We start from the raw sequence: 24,563 nt of genomic DNA on the forward strand, positions 1-24,563 counted from the left end.
GGGCACCGCCCGGGGCGAGCGCTCTGATTCCAAAGGCCTTGCAGGGGTGGTGCCGTCCCCCCCTGACGCGGCCGATCAGGCGGCGTCCGCACGCAGCGGCCAGCGGCCGTGTTCGACATGGGTGGTCTTGCCGACGATGCTTTCGGTCAGGATGATCTCGTCGACCGTCCAGCCGACCGGCGGCAATTTCAGCGCGCCGAATGTCTGCGAACCCAGCCGGTCGCCGCGATAGTTGATCGTGATATGCGGTTCGGGGGTGGTGCCGTCCATGATCGGCGCCTTTTCGCGCAGCAGATGGTTGACCAGCGCCTTCTGGAACGCCCGCGCCCCGGCCAGCGGTTCGCGCGTGCGCAAAGTCACCGCCTTGCGGTTCTCGATCCGGTCGAAGCGGAGCGGAAAGGGCGCCGCGACGAAGGTATCGAGCGCGGCGATGGTCGCGGGCAGCCATTCGGGCGGCACATGGTGCAGGTCGTAGAGCGAGATGAGCGTGACATGGAGGAGGTCGGGCCCGCGCCCGGGGTCGTTGCGCGGCAGCGCGGCGATCGCCGTCTGCACCTCCGGCGGCGGCTTGGCCATGACGTAGAGGGGGTTGCGGGCGCGCATGGGTGGGGGTGTAGCATGGCGGGGCGTTGTGGCGAATGCCGCACGCGCCGTTGGGCTCGGAAGGCCCCATGGGGCCGGAAGGTCACAAAGGTCACGCCACATACCCCTCTTATGACCCGCCTTCCGGGGGCTCCTGCACCTCCGCCCCGTCATCGATATCATCCGCAGCGAAATCCTCATCATCCGCATCGAAATCGAAGGTCAGCGTGGTGCCGGCGGCGGCGCGGCGGGCTTCCTCCAGGCCGATCTGGCGATGGAATTCGGACTCGGTCAGCCCGTCGATCGCGATGCCGAGCGCCTTGAGCCGCCGGATCACCGCGATGGTGGCGATCAGCCGCGCGTCGGTTTCCTGCTGCGTCGCATAGTGCGGCTTCGACGCCGCCGCATCGGCCAGCGCCGCCTCTTTGTCGGTCAGCCATTCCACGCCGTCCTCCTCGCGCTCGCGATCGACGGTCGCGCCGCTGCTGCGATCCCAGGCATCCTCGGCGACATGGTCGGTCCAGCGGCCGAGCGCGATCGCCTGCGCGTCGGGGCGGCGGCGCGGTTCGCGGCGGTCGCGCCACGCGCCATAGGTGTCGGGGTCGCGATAGCGCAGCAGGAACATCGTCAGCCGCTCGTCATAATAACGCCGCTCGCCGACCTGTTCGCCCTGAAACCACACCGGGCGTGCGACGCCGTTGAGCGCGCGCGAGAAAGCGGCGTCGGACAGGCGGCGGATCGCATAGTCGAGCGCGGCATCCCATGCGGCGCGAAAGCTGTAGGCGTCGACGCGGCGGCGCAGGCGATAGGCGGTCGACGGCGACAGCCCGACGCGCTCGCACGCCTCGGTCACGCAGCCGCATTCGCCGAGCGCATCGATGAAGTCGACCTGCTTTTCGGGCGTCCAGCCATCGCGGCGTTCGCGCGGGGAGGCGGGGACGAAGTCCTGCGCCGCGCCGAGCGTGCGTGTGTCGTCGGGCGGCGCCCGGCGCGCCTTGGTGATGCGAACGGGACTGCGCGCCTTGTTCGTGCGCGCCGCGCGGGCGCGAATGGCGGCGAGGTCGGGGAGGGTCTTGTCGTGCTTCATCCAGCAGGATGAACCAGACGGGGATTTTTTAGGAAAGGGGTTTTTGGGGTGGGATGTGCGAAATAGGATTTTCGGGAGTGTGGGGCCACCGGAGGAGAGGGGGGCACTCATCGCGGCGATCTGCGCCTGAACTCCGGCGGCGACTTGGCCATGATGTGGAGGGGGTTCCGGGCGCGCCTGGGTGGGGGAATTCAGAGTGATCTTCTTCACGCGGGCTGCATTGGTGAAGGCCACCAGAATTACTGAAAACTAAAAGCTACTCATCGCCAGTCGCTCATTCAAGTCTTCTATACAAAGGGCAATATCTTCCTGAAAAATTCGGTTCTTTTCATTGAGACGGCGATGGGCAGCTACTACCCTACGGTTTGCCTTGTTCAATTTTTTGTCGACCTTGGGCAAATTTTCGAGGCTATCGGCGAAACCCGTGATTCCCTTGTTCGCGCCGTCAATGCCGTCGTGAAGGGCAGTCAGAGCGTCTCTCGCACCAATAATATCTTCTAAAGGATCTTCGAAATCTCGTGACATATCGATGATTCTCAGAGCATCAGTTGAAAGTTGCTCCATAATCTTCTCCATATGTACTATTTCATTCTCACACCAGTTTCCAAAATCATCCATTTCTTCTGTCAATTTTGATAATATTTCTCTCACTTGAGAATTGGATGGTCGGCCAAATTTTGCCATGTCAGATAAATCTGAAGTGGTCGAATTAGTTTTATCGCTAACGGCATTTAACCGCATGCTCCATTCATTCAATGAAAGTAAAAATTCTGAATTATGTTCAGAAAAATCATCAACTGCATCCAAAATTCCTATATCTTCATCATCAAAATTTTCCTTTTCTGAATTAAAAATCAATTTTGATTGATCTATAACGACTTCATTAGGTTCATCAATGTTATGGTTGTCCGATTTATGGGTTTTTGTATTTAGTATTTTGCCTTCCCAAGTGTTTGCAAACTTATCTAGAATCAGGTTTATCGAGTTTATTAGGCTGGCATCGTCCACGAAATCGCGTGTGAGGCAGCCTCTGGATTGAGCGCGACTTTTAAACTCCTGCACTTTCCCGAATTGTACGCCATCCAATTTTGCCATCGGAACATCGGCAGTGCAGAACAAGAACGAGACTCGTATTGGCTCTCCGGCCTGATGCCTCTCCATTGCCCTATCGAATTCCTCAGCGGTCCCCGATTCTGCGACCGAAGTGGGCGTGCCAAATCGAGCCCACATGACTCCTAGAAAAATATCATAGTCGTCTCCCGCTTGTTGATTGATTACGTCTTGGCCCGACGTTCCAACGTCTGCAGCAACAAAATCTTCCCAGCGGAGGCAGTTGAAGAATAGCTTCTTTGACCGGCCGTTGCGCTGGTTCCAAGATTGAACGATCATAATAATGGCGTTGCGATAGCTAGATACATCGCCGGGGGAAGAGACAAATATATCGATGATCTGTCCGACGTAAGACATATGGCGCCCTTTGAAATTTTCTCTAAAAATTCATCAAGAGCTTCTACTAATAAAGATCCGGTTTGTAAGCAAATATCCGGTTCCAACGGGCGTACAGCGATGGTCGATGTCTAGAATGTATTTGCTGTTCCGTTTCATGAGGCTCTTCAAGCCCGATGTGTTGATTGGCGAGAAAACAAGCTTCTTTGCGCATCGGATGGTGGTCACCTCCGATGGAGAAGCCTGAACAACGGGATTCCGGGATTACGGTGGCAGGGCGAATTACGGTGACAGGTGCAACCATCCCCAAAAGGACGGGCCCTTGGTGGACCACGGCACCCGTCACGCCAGCCAAAGACTTTATTATCCTCAATCGAGCGCGGAAAAATGCTTTGCGGCCGCTGGGTCCAATTGCAGGGCTTCGCGAAGATCCTGCTCGCCGTCCGGCCGGTTCATCTGCTTGCGAGCGAGGCCGCGCCCATATAGCGCGCTCGACATTTTCGGCTCGATCAGCAATGCCGCGTCATAGTCGCTCAACGCATCGGCATATTCTTTTCTCGCGAGATGAACCCGGCCGCGGCTGTCGAGGATCGCAGCGCGTTGCTGCGGTGAGGGCGACAGTGAGATCGCCTGATCGCAAGCATCCAGCGCGATATCCAGCTCCATGCCCGCAAGCGCCCTGCCCCAGCAGCGCGAATTCTGATAAGCAGGATTCTTGGGATCCATTCTTGCGGCATCATCGTAATCGCCGATGCCTTCTTTCCTCCTGCCGGCGTCGTATCTGGCCAAACCGCGCAAATGTACCCAATCGGCGACCGCCGGCTCGAGCGTGACGAGCTTGCCGAAATCCTGTTCGGCGCGATCATAACTCTGCTTGTCAAACCACCATTTTCCCCTTCGCGCATAAGCGTGGGGCGCCAAAGACGGCTTCATTTGAAGCGCTCTGTCGAACTCGGGACCGGCTTCGCCATCGCGACCCTGCCGCGTAAATAAAAGCGCCCGGTCGAGTACGGCTTTGGCATTGGAAGGCGCAAGGCGAAGGGCTTCGTTCAAATCGGCCAGTCCCCCTTCCTGATCGCCTTTCTCGAGCCGCACGGCGGCACGATTGTGATAGGCGACATTGTTAGCGGGATCCAAACTTATCGCTTTGTCGAAGTCTCGTATCGCATCGTCAAATCTGCGCAATTGGTAAAGAGACCAACCTCTGTCTGCATAAGCGCTGGCACGTTTCGGATCTTGTGCAATTATTTTACTGAATTCCAATATCGATTGATCCAAGTCTCCTGAATATGCAGTAAGTATTGCGTCTATGTGTATTACATCCAGATCGTCGGGATTGATTTTTTTCGCTCTATATATAGCAATTTTAGCTGAATCTATGTCTCCTAGTTCTTTGTACGAATATCCCAAATTTATCAGGGCCCATAGATAGTCCGGCTTCAATTCTATAGATTTTTTGTAATTTACTATAGATTCTTCATATTTGTATGAGTTGCGATATGCATTTGCGAGATTGTAGAAAACAGAGGGCGATTTCGATCCTCCTTCTATCGAAATCAAATAATCCGCAATTGCTCCCTCGTAATCTTTGATCGAGGCCTTGTGAAAGCCACGGATGGCATAAGCCGACGCTATAAATTCAGCGTCTTTATTTTCTTTAAGGTCGGTTACATTCCCTGTGGCCTGCTTTATTGTTTCGGAGCATGCTTCGATTTTGGTCTGCACCGAAGGCGCTGCATCGAGGGACGCGCAAACGTCGAAGGGATCCGGCTCAGCCGATTTAACCTGCGACGCGGTCAACAAGAACAATGCGCCGCCCAAAGCAAGCGTGCCCCTGGTTATTCTAACCGACTGTGTTGCCATCGCGTGTTTCGCCCTCGTTTGACCCATGGTGGAGTCCCGAACAAAGACGTTTGTGACCGATCAGAGCGGGAACATCAATCATGCTCGCGCCCACCCGCGCCCATATACAGTTCGCGCCCCGTGTCCTCATAGACCTGGCTCATTTCCGCCATGCCCTTCTCGGCCTCCTCCGCCGCGATGAAGCCGGCGCTGTCCTGATTTTGCAGCTTGGCGAAGTCGCGGACTTCCTGGCTGATCTTCATCGAGCAGAATTTGGGGCCGCACATGCTGCAGAAATGCGCCGACTTGGCGCCCTCGGCGGGGAGCGTCTGGTCGTGATATTGCTCGGCGGTGTCGGGGTCGAGGCTCAGGTTGAACTGGTCGCGCCAGCGGAATTCGAAGCGCGCCTTGCTCAGCGCATCATCGCGGACCTTGGCGGCGGGGTGGCCCTTGGCGAGGTCGGCGGCGTGCGCGGCGAGCTTGTAGGTGACGACGCCGACCTTCACATCGTCGCGGTCGGGCAGGCCGAGATGCTCCTTCGGCGTGACGTAGCAAAGCATCGCGGTGCCGTACCAGCCGATCATCGCGGCGCCGATGCCGCTGGTGATATGGTCGTAGCCGGGCGCGATGTCGGTGGTGAGCGGCCCCAAGGTGTAGAAGGGCGCCTCGCCGCACGCTTCGAGCTGCTTGTCCATATTCTCCTTGATCTTGTGCATCGGGACGTGGCCCGGGCCCTCGATCATCACCTGCACATCCTGCTCCCACGCGCGCTTGGTGAGCTCGCCGAGCGTGTAGAGCTCGGCGAACTGCGCCTCGTCGTTGGCGTCGGCGATGCTGCCGGGGCGGAGGCCGTCGCCCAAGGAGTAGGCGATGTCATAGGCCTTCATGATCTCGGTGATCTCGTCGAAGCGTTCGTAGAGGAAGCTTTCCTTGTGATGCGCGAGGCACCATTTCGCCATGATGCTGCCGCCGCGGCTGACGATGCCGGTGACGCGCTTCGCGGCGAGCGGCACGTAGGGCAGGCGCACGCCCGCGTGGATGGTGAAATAGTCGACGCCCTGCTCGGCCTGTTCGATCAGCGTGTCGCGGAAGATTTCCCAGCTGAGCTCCTCGGCGATGCCGCCGACCTTTTCGAGCGCCTGATAGATGGGAACGGTGCCGATCGGCACGGGCGAATTGCGGATGATCCATTCGCGCGTGTCGTGGATGTTGCGGCCGGTGCTGAGGTCCATGACGGTGTCGGCGCCCCAGCGGATCGACCAGACCATCTTGTCAACCTCGCTCGCGACGTCGGACGCGACCGCGCTGTTGCCGATATTGGCGTTGATCTTGACGAGGAAGTTGCGGCCGATCGCCATCGGCTCGGATTCGGGGTGGTTGATGTTGCTGGGGATGATCGCGCGGCCGCGCGCCACTTCGTCGCGGACGAATTCGGGGGTGACGTAATCGGGGATGCTCGCGCCCCAGTCCTGCCCGTCGCGGACATATTCGGCGAGGCGCTCGCGGCCGAGATTCTCGCGGGTCGCGACATATTCCATCTCGGGGGTGACGATGCCGCGGCGGGCGTAGTGCATCTGGCTGACGTTCTGCCCCGGTTTGGCGCGGAGGACCTGCTTCTTCACATTGGGGAAGGCGGGGACGCCGCCCGAGCGGTCGGGGCCGAGCTGGCCGTTGTCCTCGGGCCGCACCTCGCGCTGGGTCACCTCCTCGACGTCGCCGCGCGCGCGGATCCAGCTGGCGCGCAGTTCGGGGAGGCCCGCGGCGATGTCGATGCTCGCATTGGGGTCGGTGTAGGGGCCGCTGGTGTCGTAGACGCGGACGCCGGGTTCGCCCGAATGCGGATCGAGGTCGATCTCGCGCATCGCGACGCGGATGCCGCTGCCGGTGGGCGAGGCGACATGGATCTTGCGGCTGCCGCGGATCGGCCCGGTGGTGACGCCGATCGCGCCCGGTTTCGTTTCAATGCGGGAATCGATGTCGGCCATGTGCAGTCGCTCCATATCAATGCCGGAGCGAGACTGGGATTCCGTGCGCGGAACGCCAACCCTCCCTCCGCCCGAGTTACCGGGATCAGGTTCGACGGGTCGCGGGATGTTCCGCTCTCAACCTGTTTCCACACACAGGCTCCCCGGGGATGGCGCGGAGGATAGGCGGGGGGGCAGGGGAAGTCCAGCGGCATCGCCCGCGCTCCCGGCGATATCGCCAAACCCTTGGGTTCCCGAACTAATATGGGTTGACGCGCGCGTCGGGCTTGGCGAGCGATGAAGGATGCGGGCGAATCCCTCGTCCGCCATTCTGGGGGTCAGTCATGAAGATTTCGATGCGGGCCGCGCTGCGCGGCTCCCTGTGTGCGGCTGCGCTTGTGGTGGGGATGAGCGCGATGCCGGCGATGGGGCAAAGGCTGAAGTTGGAGGGGGCGCAAATTCCGCTTAGCGATACGGACTGCAGTGAAGCACGACGGACGTCGCAATTTCCCACTGTCACCAACGGGCCTCATCCGTGCCAAGTAGACGGAACTCGGACCGTAACCGCAATTTCAGAGACAGTGACTGAAGTCGCGCCGGTATATCCTGGCGCTCCGCCCCGTTTTCGGGTCGACGGAACGTATCGGGTCGATTTCGATGGTCAGCTTCTACTAGACGGCCGCCCGACCCCCATAGATCCAACAGATCCACACGACCTTTTCGACTTTTCTGCCAATGTGCTTTTCCCCGATCTTGCCAAGGTGGATTTGTCCGCCAGCTATCAAGGTCGGCTCAGCCACTTCTTCAGCCCCGGACTAGGGATACAACGCGTCGATGCAGCAAACATAGGTGAGCTGTTTGGCATAAATGGAATGACCTCGCTGGTTCGGAGCATCGACGTTAATTTGGGTGAAACCGAGTTTGAAGACGAGCAAAACGGCGTTCTATATGTTGCTTCGTTGTCGACTCCGGACCCGACCGCGATCTCAAACAACAGCGTGAATTTTGAAGGGAGATTCCACGGTACAGGCTCGAAAATCATCTTCGGCAAGATCGATGGTGTCGCACGGTTGATCGCGGCACCGGCAGGAGCCCCTTCTAGCTTTGTCGGCACGGAATCGCCGCTTTTGGATGAGAATGGCGACCCCGTAGGAATTTACCTGTCGCCGTTCGCTCTTTCATATGACATTACGCCAGTAATTTCGACCCAGCTCGACGAAAACGGCCTGATCACGCCGAAGGTCGAAGTGACCGACGGCATTGAGATGAACGGAAGCCGGATTACCGGACTGACGGCCGGAGTCGATGCGACCGATGCGGTGAACAAGGCGCAGCTCGATGCCGCGGTTACGGGCGCTATCAATAATTATGTCGACGTTAGCTCTGCGCTCGCCGTGGCTCAGGCTTCTGGAGTCGAGGCCATCGCGATCGGTGGAGCTGCACAGGCCAGCGGAGATGGCGGCATCGCGATCGGCGGCGAATCGCGCGCGATTCGAAGTGGGACACTTGCGATCGGAAGTGGAAGTTTTGCGGACGCTTCGCATTCCACCGCGGTGGGGTATGGAGCTGGTGCCTATGGGAACAGCAGCGTTGCGGTGGGCGACCTGTCTCGCGCCAACACCGGCTCGACGGCGATGGGGTCGCTTGCCGTTGCCTCGGGACGTGCGGCGGTAGCAATCGGCGTTGGGGCGAGGGCTGAGGTGGACAATTCCATGGCCATAGGTCCGGGTGCTCGAGCCCTCGAACATCTCTCGACAGCGATCGGCACCTTGGCTCGCGCAGAAGCGGAAAACAGCACGGCGATCGGGTTCGAGTCGGTCGCAAATCGGACAAATAGCGTGTCTTTCGGCAAGCTCGGCGCCGAGCGCCAACTGACCAATGTCGCTGCCGGCACCCAAGGCACCGACGCGGTCAATCTCGACCAGCTGAATGCGGTTCAGACGGTCGCGAACAATGCACTCGCCAACGCGGCTACGGCGCAGGGCACCGCTGACACGGCGCTCGCCAACGCTGCCACCGCACAGGGCGCCGCCGATACGGCGCTCGCCAACGCCGCGACTGCGCAGGATACCGCCGATGCGGCGCTGGCTGCCGCGACGGGGGCGCAGGGTGCGGCCGATACGGCGCTCGGCAATGCTGCCGCGGCGCAAGGAACAGCCAATGCTGCGCTCGCCAATGCGGCCGCCGCGCAGTCGTCGGCCAATGCTGCACAGGGCACCGCCGATACGGCGTTGACCAACGCGGCGACGGCGCAGGCTTCGGCAAACGCGGCGCAAGGCACCGCCGACACGGCGCTCGCCAGCGCCGCTGCGGCGCAGGGCAGCGCCGATCAGGCGATCGCCGATGCGGCGGCCGCGATGGCGAGCGCGTCGCAGGCGAACACCACCGCCGACATGGCGCTCGCACGCGTCGACGAGGTGATCGCGCAGGCGGGCAATGTCGTCGGCAACAACGACGGCGGCGCGGTGCCGACCGCGACGGGCAATGGCGCGATCGCGGGCGGATCGGGTACCGTGGCGAACGGCGAGGGCGCGGTGTCGCTCGGGCTCGACAACCAGGCGAACGGCAATGGCGCGGTGGCGATCGGCGATCCCAATATCGCGACCGGCACCGGCGCGGTGGCGATCGGCGCGAACAACAGCGCGATCGGCGACGGCGCGGTCGCGCTCGGCAATGTCAGCACCGCGAACGGCGCCTCGGCGATCGCGCTCGGCAACGGCGCTAGCGCCGATGGCGTGGGCAACATCGCGCTCGGCGCAAACGCCTCGGCGACCGGCGCGAACAGCGTCGCGCTGGGCAGCGGGTCGGTCGCCGAGCGGCTCAACAGCGTGTCGATCGGCGCGGTCGGCGGCGAGCGCCAGCTGGTCAATGTCGCGGCGGGCACGGCGGGGACCGATGCGGTCAACGTCGACCAGCTCGGCGCGGCGATCAGCGCCGAGGCGGCGCTGCGCCAGCAGGTCGACCTCCAGCTGTCGCAGCGGCTCGCGGTGCAGGAAACCGCGACGCGCGACCTGACGCTGGGGCTGTCGGCCGAAATGAACGCGCGCATCGCGGCGGACAATGCGCTGTCGACGCGGATCGACGGGCTGACGTCGCGCCTCGACCAGATCGATGCGAAGATCGGTATCCTCGACGACCGCATCGCCAGCTCGACCGCGGTCGCCTCGGCGCTCAGCGGCAACGCCTTCCTGCCCGACATGAAGTTCAACCTGACCGCGAACGTCGCCACGTACGACGGCGCGCATGCAGGGTCGATCCAGATGGGGCTGCTGGTGTCGCCGAACGTCGCGTTCAACGCCGGCGTCGCGTCGGGTTTCAACCGCCGCGGCAAGACCGCCGCGCGCGCGGGGGTGACGATCGGCTGGTAGGCGCCGGTCGGAACCAGCGCGGGAAGGGGGCGGGGCCGACGGGCCTCGCCCCTTTTTTGTCGGGGTGGGGCGAAGGGCTGCTTTGGGTGGGGAGCGGCCGTTCTTAATCCTCCCTGCGGCGCAGCCGTGGGGAGGGGGACCATGCGCAGCATGGTGGAGGGGGCGAGGCCTTGGGGGTCGTTTTCAGCCCCCTACCCCTCCACCGCCGCTTCGCGGCGGTCCCCCTCCCCATCGCTTCGCGACAGGGAGGATTAAGACGTCCGCTCCCGCCTGAAACCCGTCACTCCCCGGCCGCCGGCGGCGCGGCGCCGAGGATGACGCTCTTCCCCTCGCACCCGTAGCGGATCCACGGCGGGAAGCGGCCGGCGAGCGGCAGCAGCGCCCAGCCGCTGCCCCAGCGTTCGACAAGGCGGAAACGGAGGCCGCCGACGACGACCTCGGCGCCGTCGGCGATCGTCACGCGCGCGCCGGACTCCTGCTCCGACGAACGGTAGTTGTAACCGGTCATCACGACGGGCGGCGGGGCGTGGGGGACGAGGCGGTAGACATGGGTGCCGTCCGCGCCCGCGGTCCACACGCCGGGCGGGGTGCGATCGTCGTGATCCTGCCACGCGTGGGCGATGCCGAGCCGCAGTTCCTTGCCCTTTTCGGGGGTGCCCCGGACGTAGGCGGTGACGCGGCGGTGGGCATAGCGCCGGCTGTCGGCGCGGCCGAGCGGGTTCGGCGCGAGCCGTTGCGGCACGGCGAGCGGCTCCGAATGGAGGAGCTCGCGCCGGGGCACGTGCATCGCCGAATTGCCGCGATAGACGTCGATGCGCTCGTGGCGCCCGTCGCGGTCGGCGTCGGCGAGGCACGCTTCGTAGTAGATGGGCGACCAGCGGGGCTTTTCCTCGCCTGGCGGCGCGGTGAACGGCGGACGCGCGATCGGCAGGCAGAGCGCGCCGGTGTCGCCCATATAGTCGGGCTCGAGCGGGGTGCCCGCGGGGAAGATCAGGCCTTGCGATCCGGGCACGCGCAGCGTCTCGCCGAGCAGCCAGCCGCGCCGTGCGACCAGCGCGACCTCGTGCGCGACGACCATGTCGTTGGCGAGCGTGATGCCGTCGCGCGACAGCTCGACCACCGCGATCGGCGCGATATGGGGTTCGTTCGCGGCCTCGCGCTCGCACAGCTCGGGTGCGGCCGAGGTCGGCGCGGCACCGAGGAGCAGGGGAAGGGCGAGGAGGAACGGAGCCTTGTGCATGGCGCGGCGTCTAGCGCCGCGGCGCGCTGGGCGCAGTGCCGCGGGTCACACGCCGGGTGCCCAGCCCGGCGGTGCGAGCGTGAAGCCCGCAAAGTCGAAGCCGGGGATGACGAGGCAGCTGACGAGCGCCCAGCCGGCGTCGGCATGCGCCGCCTGCCAGTGGTGCGCGGGAATGCGGAGCTGCGGTTGTTCGCCCGCGAGCACGCCGGGGCCGAGGCGATGGTGCGTCGGCGCATCGACGTCGGTCGCGGCGAGCGACAGCGCGAGCGGCGAGCCCGCGTGCCACAACCAGAATTCCTCGGCGTCGACCTTGTGCCAGTGCGAGCTTTGGCCGTGCTCGAGCAGGAAATGGATCGCGGTTCCGCCGGCGCGGCCGTCGGGGCCGGGCACCCCGCGCCAGGTCTCGCGGTACCAGCCGCCCTCGGGATGCGGGGCGAGGTCGAGCTGTTCGATGAGGGCGCGGGGGGCGGTCATGGGTCTCCGTGCGGGGGCTTGTATTCGCGTCTTCGTGCCTTTGTGTGCTTGGGCGAGGCAAGAATAATCTCACGCCAAGGTGAAAGGCCCGAAGAAGAGTTGCTAGGTCTTGTGGGCGCGTTGCGGTCGGCTTTGGGTGGAAACCACCATTCCTTAAATCCTCCCTGTCGCGAAGCGATGGGGAGGTGGCAGCGGCGGAGCCGCTGACGGAGGGGCCGACGCCGTCAGGCGTCGCGCGATCTTTCGGCCCCTCCACCACTTGCTTCGCAAGCGGTCCCCCTCCCCATGGCCTCCGGCCACAGGGAGGAATTCATGTCCCCCTCCACCCGTCGTCGCTGCAGCCGAACCTTCGAGCGGCGCTGGACTCGCTTCGCAAGCGTGGCATAGTCGGCCCGCAAGACCTGCGGCCACGCGGGCGGCGGGAGAGAGAGATGGCTTCGGTACTCGAAGAGGCGCGCGCGATCGCGCCGGTCGATGTCAGCGACATCGCGCTTTACACGGAGGATCGCTGGCGCGAGCCCTTTGCGCAGCTGCGCGCCGACATGCCGGTGAGCTGGTGCCCCGACAGTCCCTATGGCGGTTACTGGTCGATCGCGACGCACGCGCTGGTGCAGGCGGTCGAGCTCGATCCCGCGACCTTCTCCTCATCGTGGGAGAATGGCAATATCGTCATCGCCGACCCGCCGCCGCAGTCGAACCTGCCCAATTTCATCGCCGCCGACCCGCCGGTGCACACCGCGCAGCGCAAGGTGATCGCCCCCGCCTTCAACCCCAGCCAGATGGCCGAGCGCGAGAAGGTGGTGAAGCAGCGCACGCGCGAACTGTTCGATGCGCTGCCCGTCGGCGAGACGTTCGACTGGGTCGAAAGCGTGTCGGTGCCGCTGACGATCGGCATGCTGTGCATCCTGTTCGATTTCCCGTGGGAGGAACGCCACGATTTGAAGCGCTGGTCGGACTATGGCGGCAATGTCTCGCCCGAGACCGCGAGCGAGGAATACCGCGCCGAATGGATGGCGCAGATGACCGCGATGCTCGCGCGCTTCGACGAAGAATTCGCCAGGCGCAAGGCGATGCCGCCGACCGACGACCTCCTCTCGCGCATGGTCCACAGCGAGGCGATGGGGAGCCTCAACCCGATGGAGCGGCTGGCGAATATCGCGCTGCTGATCGTCGGCGGCAACGACACGACGCGCAATTCGATGAGCGGGCTGGTCGAGGCGCTGCACCTTTATCCCGGCGAACTCGACCGGCTGCGCGCCGACCCGTCGCTCATCCCCAATGCGGCGCAGGAGATCATCCGCTGGCAGTCGCCGGTGACACATATGCGGCGCACCTGCGCGCGCGACGTCGAACTCGGCGGGCAGCAGCTCAAAAAGGGCGAGAAGGTCATCCTCTGGTACATCTCGGCGAACCGCGACGAGAGCGTGTTTGCCGACGCCGAACGCTTCGACGTCGGGCGCGACAATGCGCGGCGGCACGTCGCCTTCGGCCACGGCATCCACCGCTGCGTCGGCGCGCGGCTGGCGGAGATCCAGCTGTGCACGCTGATCGAGGAGATCGTGCGCCGCGGCATAAGGATCGAACCGCAGGGCGCGGCCGAACGGCTGGCGAGCCCCTTCCTCCACGGCTTCGTGCACATGCCGGTACGGATCGTGGCGGGGTAGGGGCCGCCTCGCCCCGCGCGTCTGGCGGCACGTCGATCGGGGATGTTCCGGGGCGGGGCAACGCCCCCGCTTACCGGCTCAGCTGTTCGCGAAAGGCGTCGAGGTTCCAGGGGCGGCCGAGAAAATCATTCACCAGCGTTTCGGCATCGGCCGTCGCGCCGGCTTCGAGCACTTTCGTGCGATAGCGCATCGCGACATCCTTGTTGCGGATTCCGGCCTGCTTGAATCCCGTGAACAGGTCGGTCGCGATCGCCTTTGACCAGCCATAGGTGTAATAGATCGCCGAATAGCCGTCGAGGTGCCCGAAATTGGCATAGGGATGCGTGCCGGGGACGTTCGGGATGGGCGAATAGCGGCTCGTCTGTTCGTCATACATCTTGCTGAGGTCGAAATCGGGCGCGCGATTGTAGAAATTGAGCGAAACCGCCGCGAGCCCGACCTGCCTTTTGTAGGTCAGCGCCTCGCCGAACCACCGGCCGGCGTTCATCCTTTCGACGAGCGCCGCCGGAATGGGCTCGCCCTTGTCGTTCGACGCAAAGCCTTTCAGCGTGTCATAGTCCCACGCCCATTCCTCGAGCAGTTGCGACGGCGCTTCGATGAAGTCCCATTGCAGATTGCCCATATTCTGCAGGCTGTAGGCTTGGTTCCCGGCGTAGAGCCAATGGATGAGATGGCCGAATTCGTGGAGGAAGGTCACGACATCGTCATGATCCATCGGCCCCGTCGCCGGGAAATTGGTGACGAGCGCGGCGATCGGCACCTGCTTTCCGGCAATCCCCGACTGGATCGGGAAGGCCGCGGCATGGCTGTACTTGCCTTCGCGCGGGTGCATGTCGAGATAGAAATGGCCGACGAGCTGGTCGCCGTCATAGAGCGACCAGCCGCTGACCCCGTCGCTCCACGACGGGCCCTGCCAGGGACGGATATCGGCATTGAAGAGGTCGCGCATCAGGCCGAAGATTCCGGCCCGCGTCTTCTCATAAGTGAAATACCGGCGCACTTCGGCGGCGTCGACGTTATATTTCTGCTTTTTCAGCTTGTTGCCGAAATAGCTGCCGTCCCACCGCTGAACCCGGTCGAGCGTCTTGTCCTCGCGCCTTGCGAAAGCCGTCAGCTCGCCGAAATAGGCGTCCGACCCCGGCGTCGCGGCGGCATCGATCTGGCCCAGAAAGCTCGCGACACGCGCCGGATTGCCGATCATCTTGTCCGCCGTGATCAGCGTCGCATAGTCGGGATAGCCGAGCGTCGTGGCCAGCTCGTATCGCTTCTGGAGCAGCGACCGGAGCACCGCATCGTTCGCCGGCCAGGCGCGATTGGCATAGGCGGACGCGACCGTCCTGCGCGTGTCGCGGCGCGTCGCGAAATCCAGCACCGGAAAGACGTCGGGATAATCGAAGGTCAGGTGAACCTTGCCGTCCGCGCCCGGCTTGTGCGCATCGAGATAATCTTGCGGCAATCCCGCGAGATCAGCCTGATCGAGCGCGATATCGCCCTTGTCGTCGCGGATATTCGCCGAAAATTTCAGGCCGATGTCACCGATTTCGTTGGTCAGCGCGGCCACTTTCTTTCGCGTCGCTTCATCCTTGTCGACCCCCGCGAGCCGGTACGCGCGCAGCGTCTTCGCGAGCGTGAACCCCGTTTTCGCGTCGAGGCCGGCGGTCGGGATGGCGGCCAGCCGGTTGTAGATCGGGCGCGAGAGCCCGATCGCGGTGTTGATCGTCGTGATCTGCTGGACGCACGCCGCCGCGGCCTCGCGCACGCCCTTGTCCGGGTGGGTTTCCATGATCAGATAATATTGACCGAAACCATCCTGGCTGATCGCGTTGAGCCGGTCATAACCCGCAAAATCGTCGGCGATCGTCGCCGGACCGGTGCGCGCTTCGAGCGCGACCTGCAGCGCATTGATCGCTTGCGTGTCGGCCTGGCAGCGTTTGCCGACGGCATCCGCGCCGCCGGCCACGGCAAGGAGCGCCGCGGGGGCATCGGCAGCCGAGGCCGTCGCGACGCACGACAGGATGGCAAGGGGCGCCGACAGAAGCAGCCCGAGACGATTGTGACGCATAAATCCCCCTAAGTTACTTATAAATATATAGTCATCATGGCGAAACCGAAACCGTCCGGTCGGCAGAAGGGTCCGAAGGATTGCCCATGCGGCGCGACGCACGCGCCCTGTCGTCACTTGAAAGAGCGACGATCTTGCGCTGCGGCAAGCGCGCCCGTGCGCATGTTCCTTATCCTTCGCTGCCCCCCCCGTCCGCTGCCACTCCGTTCCTGCCTATCGCAGATGCGGGAATATTGCGCCGGAACTTTTTGCGTATATTCTATTGATTTAGATCGCTGCGCCTGCCCGCAACTCCCGACGGGGCCGGCTGGCGGGGCGGATGTTCGCCGATGGCGGGTGCGGGAGCGGATGAATGGGGCAGCATCAGTGCAAGGCATATGACCCGCATTTCGGCGTCGAATATTGGGCCGCTTCGACGATCCTGAACCATCCCGGTTTCGCCAATGCGCGCGCCGAATATGTCGACAAGACGCTGGCGCTCTATGGCGACGACGCCTTTTTGAACAAGCTGCTGATGGAGGCGGCGCGGATCGTCATCTTCGCGGTCGCCATCTGTCTCGCGGCCGGATATCGCGAGGATGACCGCAGCAGCTGGCCAACGATCGGCAATCTCAAAAAGGCGCTTGCGCTGTTCGGTGTGAGCAGCCCGAGGCGGATCGAATCGATCGTCGGCCGGCTGGTCCAGACCGGCTATCTCGAAAGCCGCGTATCGCCGGCGGACGCGCGCGCGCGCCTTCTGTACCCGACGGCCAGGATGCTGGCGTACGACCGGGCGTGGCTGGTCGCGCACTACAGCCCGCCCGCTGCATTGTTCGGCAAGGACGACTATACCCTCCCGCTCGGCGGGGACCCCGATTTTCAGCGGGTCCAGCGGCGGATCGCGACCGGTTTCTTCGAGCAGTCGGCGATGGTCCTGCTGCGCAATCCCGGCATCATGCTCTTTGTCTCGCGCGACGCGGGCATATTGGTCCTGATGCGGCTCATGCAGGATGCGATGAAGCGCGGATCGCCGACGGTCGCCCTGTCCCTGTCGGACCTTGGCCGGAGCTTTCTCGTCTCGCGAACCCATGTCCGGCAACTCCTCGCCGACGCCGAGGCGCAGGGGCTGATCGACATCGATCAACGGCGCCGGCAGGTGACGCTCAAGCCCGCGATCTTCGAAAGCTTCGATCGCTTTGTCGCCGACGGGATGTCCAACCATGACCTGACGGCGGCCGCCGCGAGGCAGCAGCTGGCCGCCGCGAGCATCGTTCGGGAACCCGCGGATGCTGGCGTGACGCGACCGTAGATGCCCGGACGGCTTGTCCGGTCACAGCGCGCCAATCAGCCGTCCATCGTCCCGCTGTGCGAGCGTCAAGCCGCATTGCCTGCCTCGTGCCATCCGCCGTTGATGCTGCAGCCAGCGTTCCGCCGCATGAAATCGCGATCCTGACCGGGTCTTTGTGCGGCGGTAACATGCCTGTGGGGCCTTCGTTCCGGGCTGTGAGCGTGTCTTCCGCATGATGGTGCCGTCGCCCGGCAGCCCGCTTGGTCCCGGAGCGTCTCGGCAATCGCCTCGTCGACCCTTGCGGCCGCGCTTGCGGCAGGGAACGGCCGCCGCCGGTTGTGCCTGCCGCACCGGAGACCCCCGCTGACGGGAAATAAACGCACATTCCGGCGACCTGTCTGCGCCAGCCACGGCGAATGACGGCGGGATGTAAATTCATTTATGAATAGACTCACCGTATATGAATTCATATCCCGGCACCAACATCGAACCAATCTTTGGAAGGTTTTGAATTTTGGCCAGAATCGAACGTGTTGAAATGCTGATGGTCGACCTGGTGCCCGCGACCGAACGGACCGATGCGATCCAGTCCTTTGTCAGCCAGGAAACGCCGATCGTGCGGGTGTATGACAGCGACGGCGCGGTCGGGACGGGCTATTGCTACACGATCGGAACCGGCGGCCCTTCGACGATCGAGCTGCTGCGGCGCACGCTCGCGCCGGCGCTGATCGGCCGCGACGCGGACCGCATCGAGGCGATCTGGCGCGACCTGCTCTATCTTACCCACGCCACCAGCGTCGGGGCGATCACCTCGCTGGCGCTCGCCGCGATCGACACCGCGCTGTGGGACCTCAGGTCGCGCAAGACCGCGATTCCGCTCCACAAGCTGGCGGGGGGCGCGCAGGAGCGGGTCCCCGTCTATACGACCGAGGGCGGATGGCTGCACCTTCCGATCGAGGCGATCGTCGAGGACAGTCTCGCGGTGCGCGCGCGGGGGTTCAAGGGCGCCAAGATCAAGATCGGCCGCCCGATCGCGGAGGACGTCGCCCGGCTGGGGGCGCTGCGCGACGCGGTCGGCGCCGATTTCGAGATTTTCACCGACGCCAACCAGTCGTTCCGGATCGACGACGCGATCCGCCGCGTCGCCGCCTATGCGCCCTTCGGGCTCGGCTGGATCGAGGAGCCGCTCGCGGCCGACGACCTGCACAATCATGCCGCGCTCGCGCGGCGCAGCGACATTCCCGTCGCGGTGGGCGAAAGCCTCTATTCGCTCCGGCAGTTCAACGCCTATTGCCACGCCGAGGCCTGCTCGATCGTGCAGGTCGACGTCGCGCGCGTCGGCGGCATCACCCCCTGGCTCAAGGTCGCGCATCTGGCCGAGGCCTGCAACATCGCGGTCTGCCCGCATTTCCTGATGGAAATTCACGCGCCACTGTGCGCCGCGGTGCCCAATGGCAAATGGGTCGAATATATTCCGCAGCTCGACCCGATCACGACCAGCAGGCTTCGCATCGAGGACGGTCAGGCCATTCCGTCGGAGCAGCCGGGGCTGGGGATCGACTGGGACTGGGACGCGATCGGCCATAGGGCGGTAGAGGGGACCGGCTGGACGGTCGGCGCCGACCTGTCGCCCCGCGCGTCATAGCGCTCCGGTCGTCAAAATTGGACGACACCCCCCGCGAACCATCCTATAGGCGGCGGAAAGCATGTGGGGTTTGCCGATGGCGCGAAACGATCAGACCGAAGCCGGACAAAAGGAGCAGCGTTATCGCGCGCCGGCGCTCGACAAGGGGCTCGACATCCTCGAACTGCTCGCGAAGGAGCGCCATCCGCTGACGATTTCGATGATCGGCCAGCGGCTGGGCCGGTCGATGAGCGAATTGTTCCGCATGGTGCAGGTGCTCGAATATCGCGGTTTCATCCGGCAGTCGGAAAGCGGCGAGGGTTTCGTCCCGACCGACAAGCTGTTCGCGCTCGGCATGGAGCAGGCGCCGGTCAAGACCATGCTCGAAATCGCGCTGCCGGTCATGCGCGATCTGTCGGCGACGATCGGGCAATCCTGCCATCTCGCGGTGCGGTCTGGCAGCGACACCGTCGTCGTCGCGCGCATCGAATCGGCCGAGCAGATCGGCTTCACCGTGCGGATCGGCTATCGCAAATGCTTCGTCCTCACCGGTTCGGGGGCGGTGCTCTATGCCTTTCAGGAGGCGCGCGACCAGGACCGCTGGCTCGCCGATGTCCCGCCCGACATCGCGCCGGCGCAGGTCGAGGCTTTCCGGTCGCGCGCCGCAACGGTGCGCAAGAACGGCTACGGACGGGCGAAGAGCGAGTTCGTCGTCGGCGTGACCGATCTTTCGGCGCCGATCCTGCGGGGGACGGTGGCGGCGGCGGCGCTGTCGGTGCCGTTCGTGCACTCGACCCCGCTCGTCATGCCGATCGACGCGGCGATCGGCCATCTGCGCGCGAGCGCGGAACAAATCTCGTCGTCGCTGCTGGCCGCGGACCACCGGATCTGAAGCGCGGCGCTGGTCGCGGGCGCGGCCGGCCGGCTCAGGGCGTGGGGGCATCCGCACGGATCAGCCGCTCGTCGCGCAGTTCGGCCCAGAAATCCCTTGCGATAGCGGTGCGATAGAGCGCGAGTGTCTGGTCGACGCGGCGGGCGCTTCCGATCCCCGGAATGACGCTCGCGACCTGCGGATGGGCGAGCACGAAGGCGAGCGCCGCCGCCGCCAGCGGGACGCCGTGGCGCCCGGCGACCGCTTCGATCCGCGCTACCCTGTCGCGTATCTTCGCCGGGGCGGGGGCATAGTTGTAGTGGACGGGCGTGCCGCTTTTGGTGCCCGTCGCCAGGATGCCGCTGTTATAGGGGCCGCCGATGACGACCATCGTCCCGGCGTCGGCGCATCGGGGCATCAGCGCGTCGAGCGCCCCCTGTTCGAGCAGGGTGTAGCGCCCCGCCAGCAGGATGGCGTCGAGGCGCGCGCGCTCCATCACGTCGAGGCAGACGGCGATTTCGTTCACCCCGATGCCGAAGCCGCCGATCGCGCCTTCGCCCCGCAGCCGCTCGAGCGCGCGAAGTCCGCCGCCGCTGGTCAGCTGCTCCCAATAGGCCGCCGCGGCGTCGCCATGCGTCAGCGTGCCGATGTCGTGGACATAGAGGATGTCGATCCGCGCCGCGCCCAGCCGGTGCAGGCTGTGCTCATGGCTGCGCAATATGCCGTCGTGCGAATAATCATATCGCATGCGGAACGGCATGGGCGACCGGAAGCCGTCGCGCATGCGGTCGTCGACCACCGATGCGTCGGGATCGAGCAACCGGCCGACCTTGGTCGAAAGCACGACCTCGGGGTGCAGGCGGATGGCATCGCCGACCCGGCGCTCGCTGAGGCCGCGGCCATAGTGCGGTGCGGTATCGATATAGGTCAATCCGCCGGCAAGCGCGGCGTCGAGCGCGGCGCGCGCTTCGTCGTCGCTCACGGGGTGGTAGAGGTTGCCCAGCGTGGCGGCGCCAAAGCCCAGTTCGGCGACCGACAGGCCGCTGCGGCCCAGCGGCCGGGTCGGAATGCCCTTCATAGTTCAAGCCCCAGTCGGTAGATGCGGTTGGCGTTCCGGCCCCACAGGTCGCGCTTCTCCTCCCCCGAAAAGCCGGCGAGGATCGCCTCATAGGCGGAGAGCGTGCGGTCCATCGACGCGAACAGCCGATCGGTCGGAAAATTGGTCGCGACCATGACGCGCGCCGGGCCGAACAGATCGATGACCTCGAGGATGAGGTCGCGAAAGCGCGCCGGATCGAACGGGCTCGCGATGAAACCCGCGCCCGACAGCTTGACCGCGGCGTGGGGCAGCGCCGCCGCCATCGCCATGCCCGCGCGCCATTCGTCAAGGCCGTCGGCCGGGGACGGCAGGGCGAGGTGGTTCAGGATCAGCGGCGTGTCGGGGTGCCGCCGCGCCACCGCGGCGAGACTGGCGAGTTGCGGCGGATGGCCGTGAAAATCGAAGTTGAGGCCGAGCGGGCCGAGCATCGCATAGCCGCGCTGCCACACCGGATTGGCGGTCAGATCGCGCGGATAGGCCTGACGCGCGGGATCGGGGTGCCAGTTCACCAGATGGCGGATGCCGCGCACGGCTGCGCGCGAAGCCTGCCATTCGAGCTGGCGGTCGGCATCGGGATCGTCGAGCGCGACCCGCGCCACGAGCGCGCTCGGCCAGCCGTCGTCCGCCGCCACCGTTTCGAGCCATTCGGTCTCGGCGGCGCTGTCCTCCGGATCGGCCCCGGCTTCGACATGGACACAGCCCGCCAGGTTCCACGCGGCCGCCTCGCGCCGGTAGTCGTCGATGCGGTATGTGGCCGCGATCGACGCCATGCCCGGGTCATCGAGCCAGGGATAGCGCAGCTGGTCGCGATCCCAGAGGTGGAGATGGGCATCGACGAAAGGCGGCCGCGCCATGTCTCAGCCCTCCGGCGTCCATGCGACGAAGGTCTGGCGCTGTTCCCCCAGTTTCTCGATACCCAGTTCGACGACGTCGCCATGCTTCAGATACCAGGGCTCGGGCTTCTGCCCCAGGCCGACGCCCGGCGGCGTCCCGGTCGTGATGATGTCGCCGGGCAGCAGCGTCATGAACTGCGAGACATAGGCAATGATCGCGGCGACCGGAAAGATCATCGTCCGGCTGTTGCCGTCCTGCATCTGCTTGCCGTTGACCGAAAGCCACATCGACAGATTCTGCGGGTCGCCGACCTCGTCGGGGGTGACCAGCCAGGGCCCGACCGGCCCGAAGGTCGGGAAACCCTTGCCCTTGTCCCACGTCATGCCGCGTTCCTGCTGCCAGTGGCGTTCGGACACGTCGTTGACGACGCAATAGCCCGCCACATGCGCGAGCGCATCGGCCTCCGAAACACAGGACGCCCGCGTGCCGATCACGACGCCGAGTTCGACTTCCCAGTCGGTCTTCTGCGAATCCCTGGGGATGGTGACGGGATCGTTCGGTCCCTGGATGCAGCTCACCCACTTGTTGAACACCACCGGTTCTTCAGGGATAGGCAGGTTCGATTCGGCGGCATGGTCGGCGTAGTTGAGGCCGATGGCGATGAAGTGGCGGGTGCCGCTGACGCAGGCGCCGTATCGGGCGCCGGCATCGACCAGCGGCAGCGAGGCCGGGTCGATCGCGGCGAGCCTTGCCAGGCCGTCCTTTCCGATCGTGTCGGGGCCGATGTCGGCGACATGCGCCGAAAGATCGCGAAGGCGACCGTCCGCGTCGATCAGGCCGGGCTTTTCGGCGCCGGGAGCACCATGGCGGCAGAGTTTCATGCGTCGTTCCTATTGTTCGTCGAGAGAGAAGATGCGCGTCATCGCGGTCCATTTTTCGTCGGGTTCGCCGTGCGGGAGCCGCTTCTGGAACCGGTCCATCCTGTCCTGCCAGTGGGCGTCGATGGCCGCGATCTCGGGCGCGACGTCGCGCGGCCAGTCGTCGGCGACCTCGGCGATCATGAACAACCGGTCGCCGGTCCGCCAGATTTCCATCGATTCATAACCGGCCTGCCGGATGCCGGCGATCACCTGCGGCCAGACCGCGCCCGCCGCGTGCGCGGCCTCATATTCGGCGATCAGCGCGGCGTCGTCGACGAGGTCGAGGGCATGGCAAATTCGGCGGCTCATCTGGCTCCACTCTCCGCAAGGATGTCGGCGTCGATCGCGCCGATCCGGTTGACCCCGGTCAAGGTCATCGCGACCGTCATTTCTTTTGCGATGAGGTCGAGCAGCTTTGCAACGCCCGCTTCGCCCGCGGCCGCCAGCGCATAGACCCACGCGCGGCCGAGCAGGACGCCCCTCGCGCCGAGCGCGAGCATCCGCACCACGTCCAGCCCGCTCCTGACGCCGCCGTCCGCGAGGATCGTCAGTGCGTCACCGACCGCGTCGGCGATGGCCGGCAGCGCGTGCGCGGTCGACGGCACCCCGTCGAGCTGGCGCCCGCCATGGTTCGACACGATGATGCCGTCGGCGCCGATCGCGGCGGCTTCGCGCGCGTCTTCGGGATCGAGGATGCCCTTGATGATCAGCGGGCCGTTCCACTCGGCGCGGATCCAGTCGAGATCCTTCCACTGGATCGACGGATCGAAATTGGCCCCGAGCCAGCCCATATAGTCGTTGAGCCCGCTCCGGTTGCCGAGAACAGGTTTCAGATTGCCCAACGCGTGCGGCCGTCCGCGCACTCCGACATCCCACGCCCAGCGCGGCTTGCCCATCGCCTGCAACAGCCGCCGCAGCGGGGCGTTCGGCCCCGACATTCCCGAATGCGCATCGCGGTAGCGCGGGCCGGGAACGGGCATGTCGACGGTGAAGACCAGCGCTTCGGCGCCCGCGGTTTTCGCGGTCGCGATCAGATCCTTCATGAACGCGCGATCGCGGATGACATAGAGCTGGAACCAGAACGGATCGGCGGCTGCCGCGACCTCTTCGATCGGGCAGATCGACACGGTCGAAAGGCAGGTCGGGATACCGGCGGCCCGCGCCGCGCGCGCCGCCTGCAATTCGCCGCGCCGCGCGTACATGCCGCTGATGCCGACCGGGCCGAGCGCGACGGGCAGGGCGATGGTCCGGCCGAACAGCGTGGTCGTCAAATCGATCGCGGCGACGTCCCGAAGCACGCGTTGGCGCAGCGCGATACCGGAAAGATCGCTGACGTTGCGGCGCAGCGTCTCTTCGGCACCGGCGCCGCCGTCGGCATAGTCGAACAGGAAACGCGGGATGCGCCGCCGGGCCGCGTCGCGGAAATCACCCGCCGACGCGATCGTCACGCCATGCTCCAGCCGCCGTCGATGATGTGCAGCGCGCCGGTCGTATAGGCGCTTTCGTCCGACGCGAGATGCAGCGCCAGGGCTGCAATCTCGTCAGCACTCCCGATCCGCCCCATCGGCTGCCGCGCAACGAAGGCCTTGCGCGCGGCTGCTTCGTCGCCGGTCGCCGCAAGGCGCGCGTCGAGCGACGGGGACTGCACCGTGCCGGGGCAGATGACGTTGCAGCGGATGCCGTCGGCGACATAGTCGACCGCGATCGACCGCGAGAGCCCCGCGACGGCGGCCTTCGACGCGCAATAGGCGAAGCGGTTCGCGACGCCGATCGCGGGACCGGCGACCGACGCCATGTTGATGATCGACCCGCCGCCACCGGCGATCATCGCGGGCAGGAAGGCGCGGATCATGCGCGTCATCGACTTGACGTTGAGGTCGAAGGAGAGGTCGTAACCGCTGTCGGTCGTATCGAGCAAGGTGCCGGCATCGACATAGCCCGCGCAGTTAAACAGGATGTCGATCTGGCCGATGTCGGCGGCGAGCGCCGCGATCGCACCACCGTCGAGCAGGTCGATCACGCGCGCCTCGCAGCCCGCGACCCCCGCCAGCGCTAGGGCATCGATGTCGAGCGCAAAGACCTTGGCGCCTTCGCGGGCAAAAAGCTCGGCCGACGCGCGGCCTATACCCTGCGCTGCGGCCGAAACCACAGCGCGCTTGCCCGACAGTCGCCCCATCATTCTTCCCATCGTCGTGCGTTGAATCGCGCCTCATGCGCTC

19 protein-coding genes and 1 riboswitch are annotated in these 24,563 nt (G+C 64.7%); of the genes, 5 read left to right on the forward strand and 14 right to left on the reverse strand.

Annotated elements, in window-relative coordinates:
• Positions 1 to 75: 75 nt before the first annotated feature.
• The 5 genes from EAO27_RS00285 to thiC all read right to left on the reverse strand — a co-directional run bounded on the left by EAO27_RS00285 (position 76) and on the right by thiC (position 6,942).
• A complete protein-coding gene (locus EAO27_RS00285) occupies positions 76 to 603 on the reverse strand; it encodes a 2'-5' RNA ligase family protein (RefSeq protein ID WP_242775653.1) in 528 nt (175 codons plus the stop codon).
• 109 nt (positions 604 to 712) lie between these two features.
• The gene (locus tag EAO27_RS00290; protein WP_242775661.1) at positions 713 to 1,669 is read right to left on the reverse strand and encodes a hypothetical protein; all 957 of its coding nucleotides are present in this window, start codon (positions 1,667 to 1,669) and stop codon (positions 713 to 715) included.
• A 249-nt stretch (positions 1,670 to 1,918) separates the two neighbouring features.
• The gene (locus EAO27_RS00295; protein ID WP_242775663.1) at positions 1,919 to 3,136 is read right to left on the reverse strand and encodes a DUF4062 domain-containing protein; all 1,218 of its coding nucleotides are present in this window, start codon (positions 3,134 to 3,136) and stop codon (positions 1,919 to 1,921) included.
• A 348-nt stretch (positions 3,137 to 3,484) separates the two neighbouring features.
• Entirely contained in the window at positions 3,485 to 4,978 is a 1,494-nt protein-coding gene (locus tag EAO27_RS00300) for a tetratricopeptide repeat protein (RefSeq protein WP_242775691.1), read from the reverse strand.
• A gap of 74 nt (positions 4,979 to 5,052) precedes the next feature.
• A complete protein-coding gene (gene thiC, locus EAO27_RS00305) occupies positions 5,053 to 6,942 on the reverse strand; it encodes a phosphomethylpyrimidine synthase ThiC (RefSeq protein WP_242775698.1) in 1,890 nt (629 codons plus the stop codon).
• Between the two features lie 45 nt (positions 6,943 to 6,987).
• Positions 6,988 to 7,098: riboswitch (TPP riboswitch) on the reverse strand.
• 167 nt (positions 7,099 to 7,265) lie between these two features.
• On the opposite strand from thiC, the gene EAO27_RS00310 reads away from it, so the two are divergent.
• Complete coding sequence (locus tag EAO27_RS00310) at positions 7,266 to 10,289, forward strand: YadA-like family protein (protein WP_242775706.1); 3,024 nt, start codon at positions 7,266 to 7,268, stop codon at positions 10,287 to 10,289.
• A gap of 280 nt (positions 10,290 to 10,569) precedes the next feature.
• Here EAO27_RS00310 and EAO27_RS00315 read toward each other — a convergent pair whose 3' ends face one another.
• Complete coding sequence (locus EAO27_RS00315) at positions 10,570 to 11,529, reverse strand: hypothetical protein (RefSeq protein WP_242775722.1); 960 nt, start codon at positions 11,527 to 11,529, stop codon at positions 10,570 to 10,572.
• A 45-nt stretch (positions 11,530 to 11,574) separates the two neighbouring features.
• The gene (locus EAO27_RS00320) at positions 11,575 to 12,003 is read right to left on the reverse strand and encodes a cupin domain-containing protein (protein ID WP_242775733.1); all 429 of its coding nucleotides are present in this window, start codon (positions 12,001 to 12,003) and stop codon (positions 11,575 to 11,577) included.
• Between the two features lie 431 nt (positions 12,004 to 12,434).
• Here EAO27_RS00320 and EAO27_RS00325 point away from each other — a divergent pair, with 431 nt between their 5' ends.
• Entirely contained in the window at positions 12,435 to 13,667 is a 1,233-nt protein-coding gene (locus EAO27_RS00325; protein WP_242775771.1) for a cytochrome P450, read from the forward strand.
• Between the two features lie 70 nt (positions 13,668 to 13,737).
• On the opposite strand, the gene EAO27_RS00330 is transcribed toward EAO27_RS00325, so the two are convergent.
• Positions 13,738 to 15,729, reverse strand: coding sequence for a M3 family metallopeptidase (locus EAO27_RS00330; protein ID WP_242775774.1), 1,992 nt, complete (start codon positions 15,727 to 15,729; stop codon positions 13,738 to 13,740).
• A 352-nt stretch (positions 15,730 to 16,081) separates the two neighbouring features.
• Here EAO27_RS00330 and EAO27_RS00335 point away from each other — a divergent pair, with 352 nt between their 5' ends.
• From EAO27_RS00335 to EAO27_RS00345, 3 genes are all read left to right on the forward strand, one after another.
• Positions 16,082 to 17,017, forward strand: a complete 936-nt coding sequence (locus EAO27_RS00335) for a hypothetical protein (protein ID WP_242775777.1) — start codon at positions 16,082 to 16,084, stop codon at positions 17,015 to 17,017.
• Between the two features lie 517 nt (positions 17,018 to 17,534).
• The gene (locus tag EAO27_RS00340; protein WP_242775780.1) at positions 17,535 to 18,641 is read left to right on the forward strand and encodes a mandelate racemase/muconate lactonizing enzyme family protein; all 1,107 of its coding nucleotides are present in this window, start codon (positions 17,535 to 17,537) and stop codon (positions 18,639 to 18,641) included.
• Between the two features lie 76 nt (positions 18,642 to 18,717).
• Positions 18,718 to 19,512: an IclR family transcriptional regulator gene (locus tag EAO27_RS00345; protein WP_242775783.1), complete on the forward strand. Its 795-nt coding sequence runs from the start codon at positions 18,718 to 18,720 to the stop codon at positions 19,510 to 19,512.
• Positions 19,513 to 19,546: 34 nt separating this feature from the next.
• On the opposite strand, the gene EAO27_RS00350 is transcribed toward EAO27_RS00345, so the two are convergent.
• Genes EAO27_RS00350 through EAO27_RS00375 form a run of 6 tightly spaced genes read right to left on the reverse strand, consistent with a single transcriptional unit; the run spans position 19,547 to position 24,523 of the window.
• On the reverse strand, positions 19,547 to 20,569 hold the full coding sequence (locus tag EAO27_RS00350) for an aldo/keto reductase (protein ID WP_242775786.1): 1,023 nt from the start codon (positions 20,567 to 20,569) through the stop codon (positions 19,547 to 19,549).
• Positions 20,566 to 21,444 carry an amidohydrolase family protein gene (locus EAO27_RS00355; protein ID WP_242775789.1) on the reverse strand — a complete coding sequence of 293 codons (879 nt, stop codon included), beginning with the start codon at positions 21,442 to 21,444 and terminating at the stop codon, positions 20,566 to 20,568. The genes EAO27_RS00350 and EAO27_RS00355 overlap by 4 nt, the downstream gene beginning before the upstream one ends.
• Before the next feature lie 3 nt (positions 21,445 to 21,447).
• Positions 21,448 to 22,305, reverse strand: coding sequence for a fumarylacetoacetate hydrolase family protein (locus EAO27_RS00360; RefSeq protein ID WP_242775801.1), 858 nt, complete (start codon positions 22,303 to 22,305; stop codon positions 21,448 to 21,450).
• Between the two features lie 9 nt (positions 22,306 to 22,314).
• The gene (locus tag EAO27_RS00365) at positions 22,315 to 22,653 is read right to left on the reverse strand and encodes an L-rhamnose mutarotase (protein WP_242775804.1); all 339 of its coding nucleotides are present in this window, start codon (positions 22,651 to 22,653) and stop codon (positions 22,315 to 22,317) included.
• Positions 22,650 to 23,792 (reverse strand): FMN-dependent L-lactate dehydrogenase LldD, encoded by a 1,143-nt coding sequence (gene lldD / locus EAO27_RS00370; RefSeq protein ID WP_242775821.1) that lies wholly within the window; start codon positions 23,790 to 23,792, stop codon positions 22,650 to 22,652. The genes EAO27_RS00365 and lldD overlap by 4 nt, the downstream gene beginning before the upstream one ends.
• Positions 23,789 to 24,523, reverse strand: a complete 735-nt coding sequence (locus tag EAO27_RS00375; protein WP_242780365.1) for an SDR family oxidoreductase — start codon at positions 24,521 to 24,523, stop codon at positions 23,789 to 23,791. Before EAO27_RS00375 ends, lldD begins: the two co-directional genes overlap by 4 nt.
• Between the last annotated feature and the right edge of the window lie 40 nt (positions 24,524 to 24,563).

Origin of the sequence: Sphingopyxis sp. YF1, from assembly GCF_022701295.1 — a bacterium.
Taxonomy (GTDB): domain Bacteria; phylum Pseudomonadota; class Alphaproteobacteria; order Sphingomonadales; family Sphingomonadaceae; genus Sphingopyxis.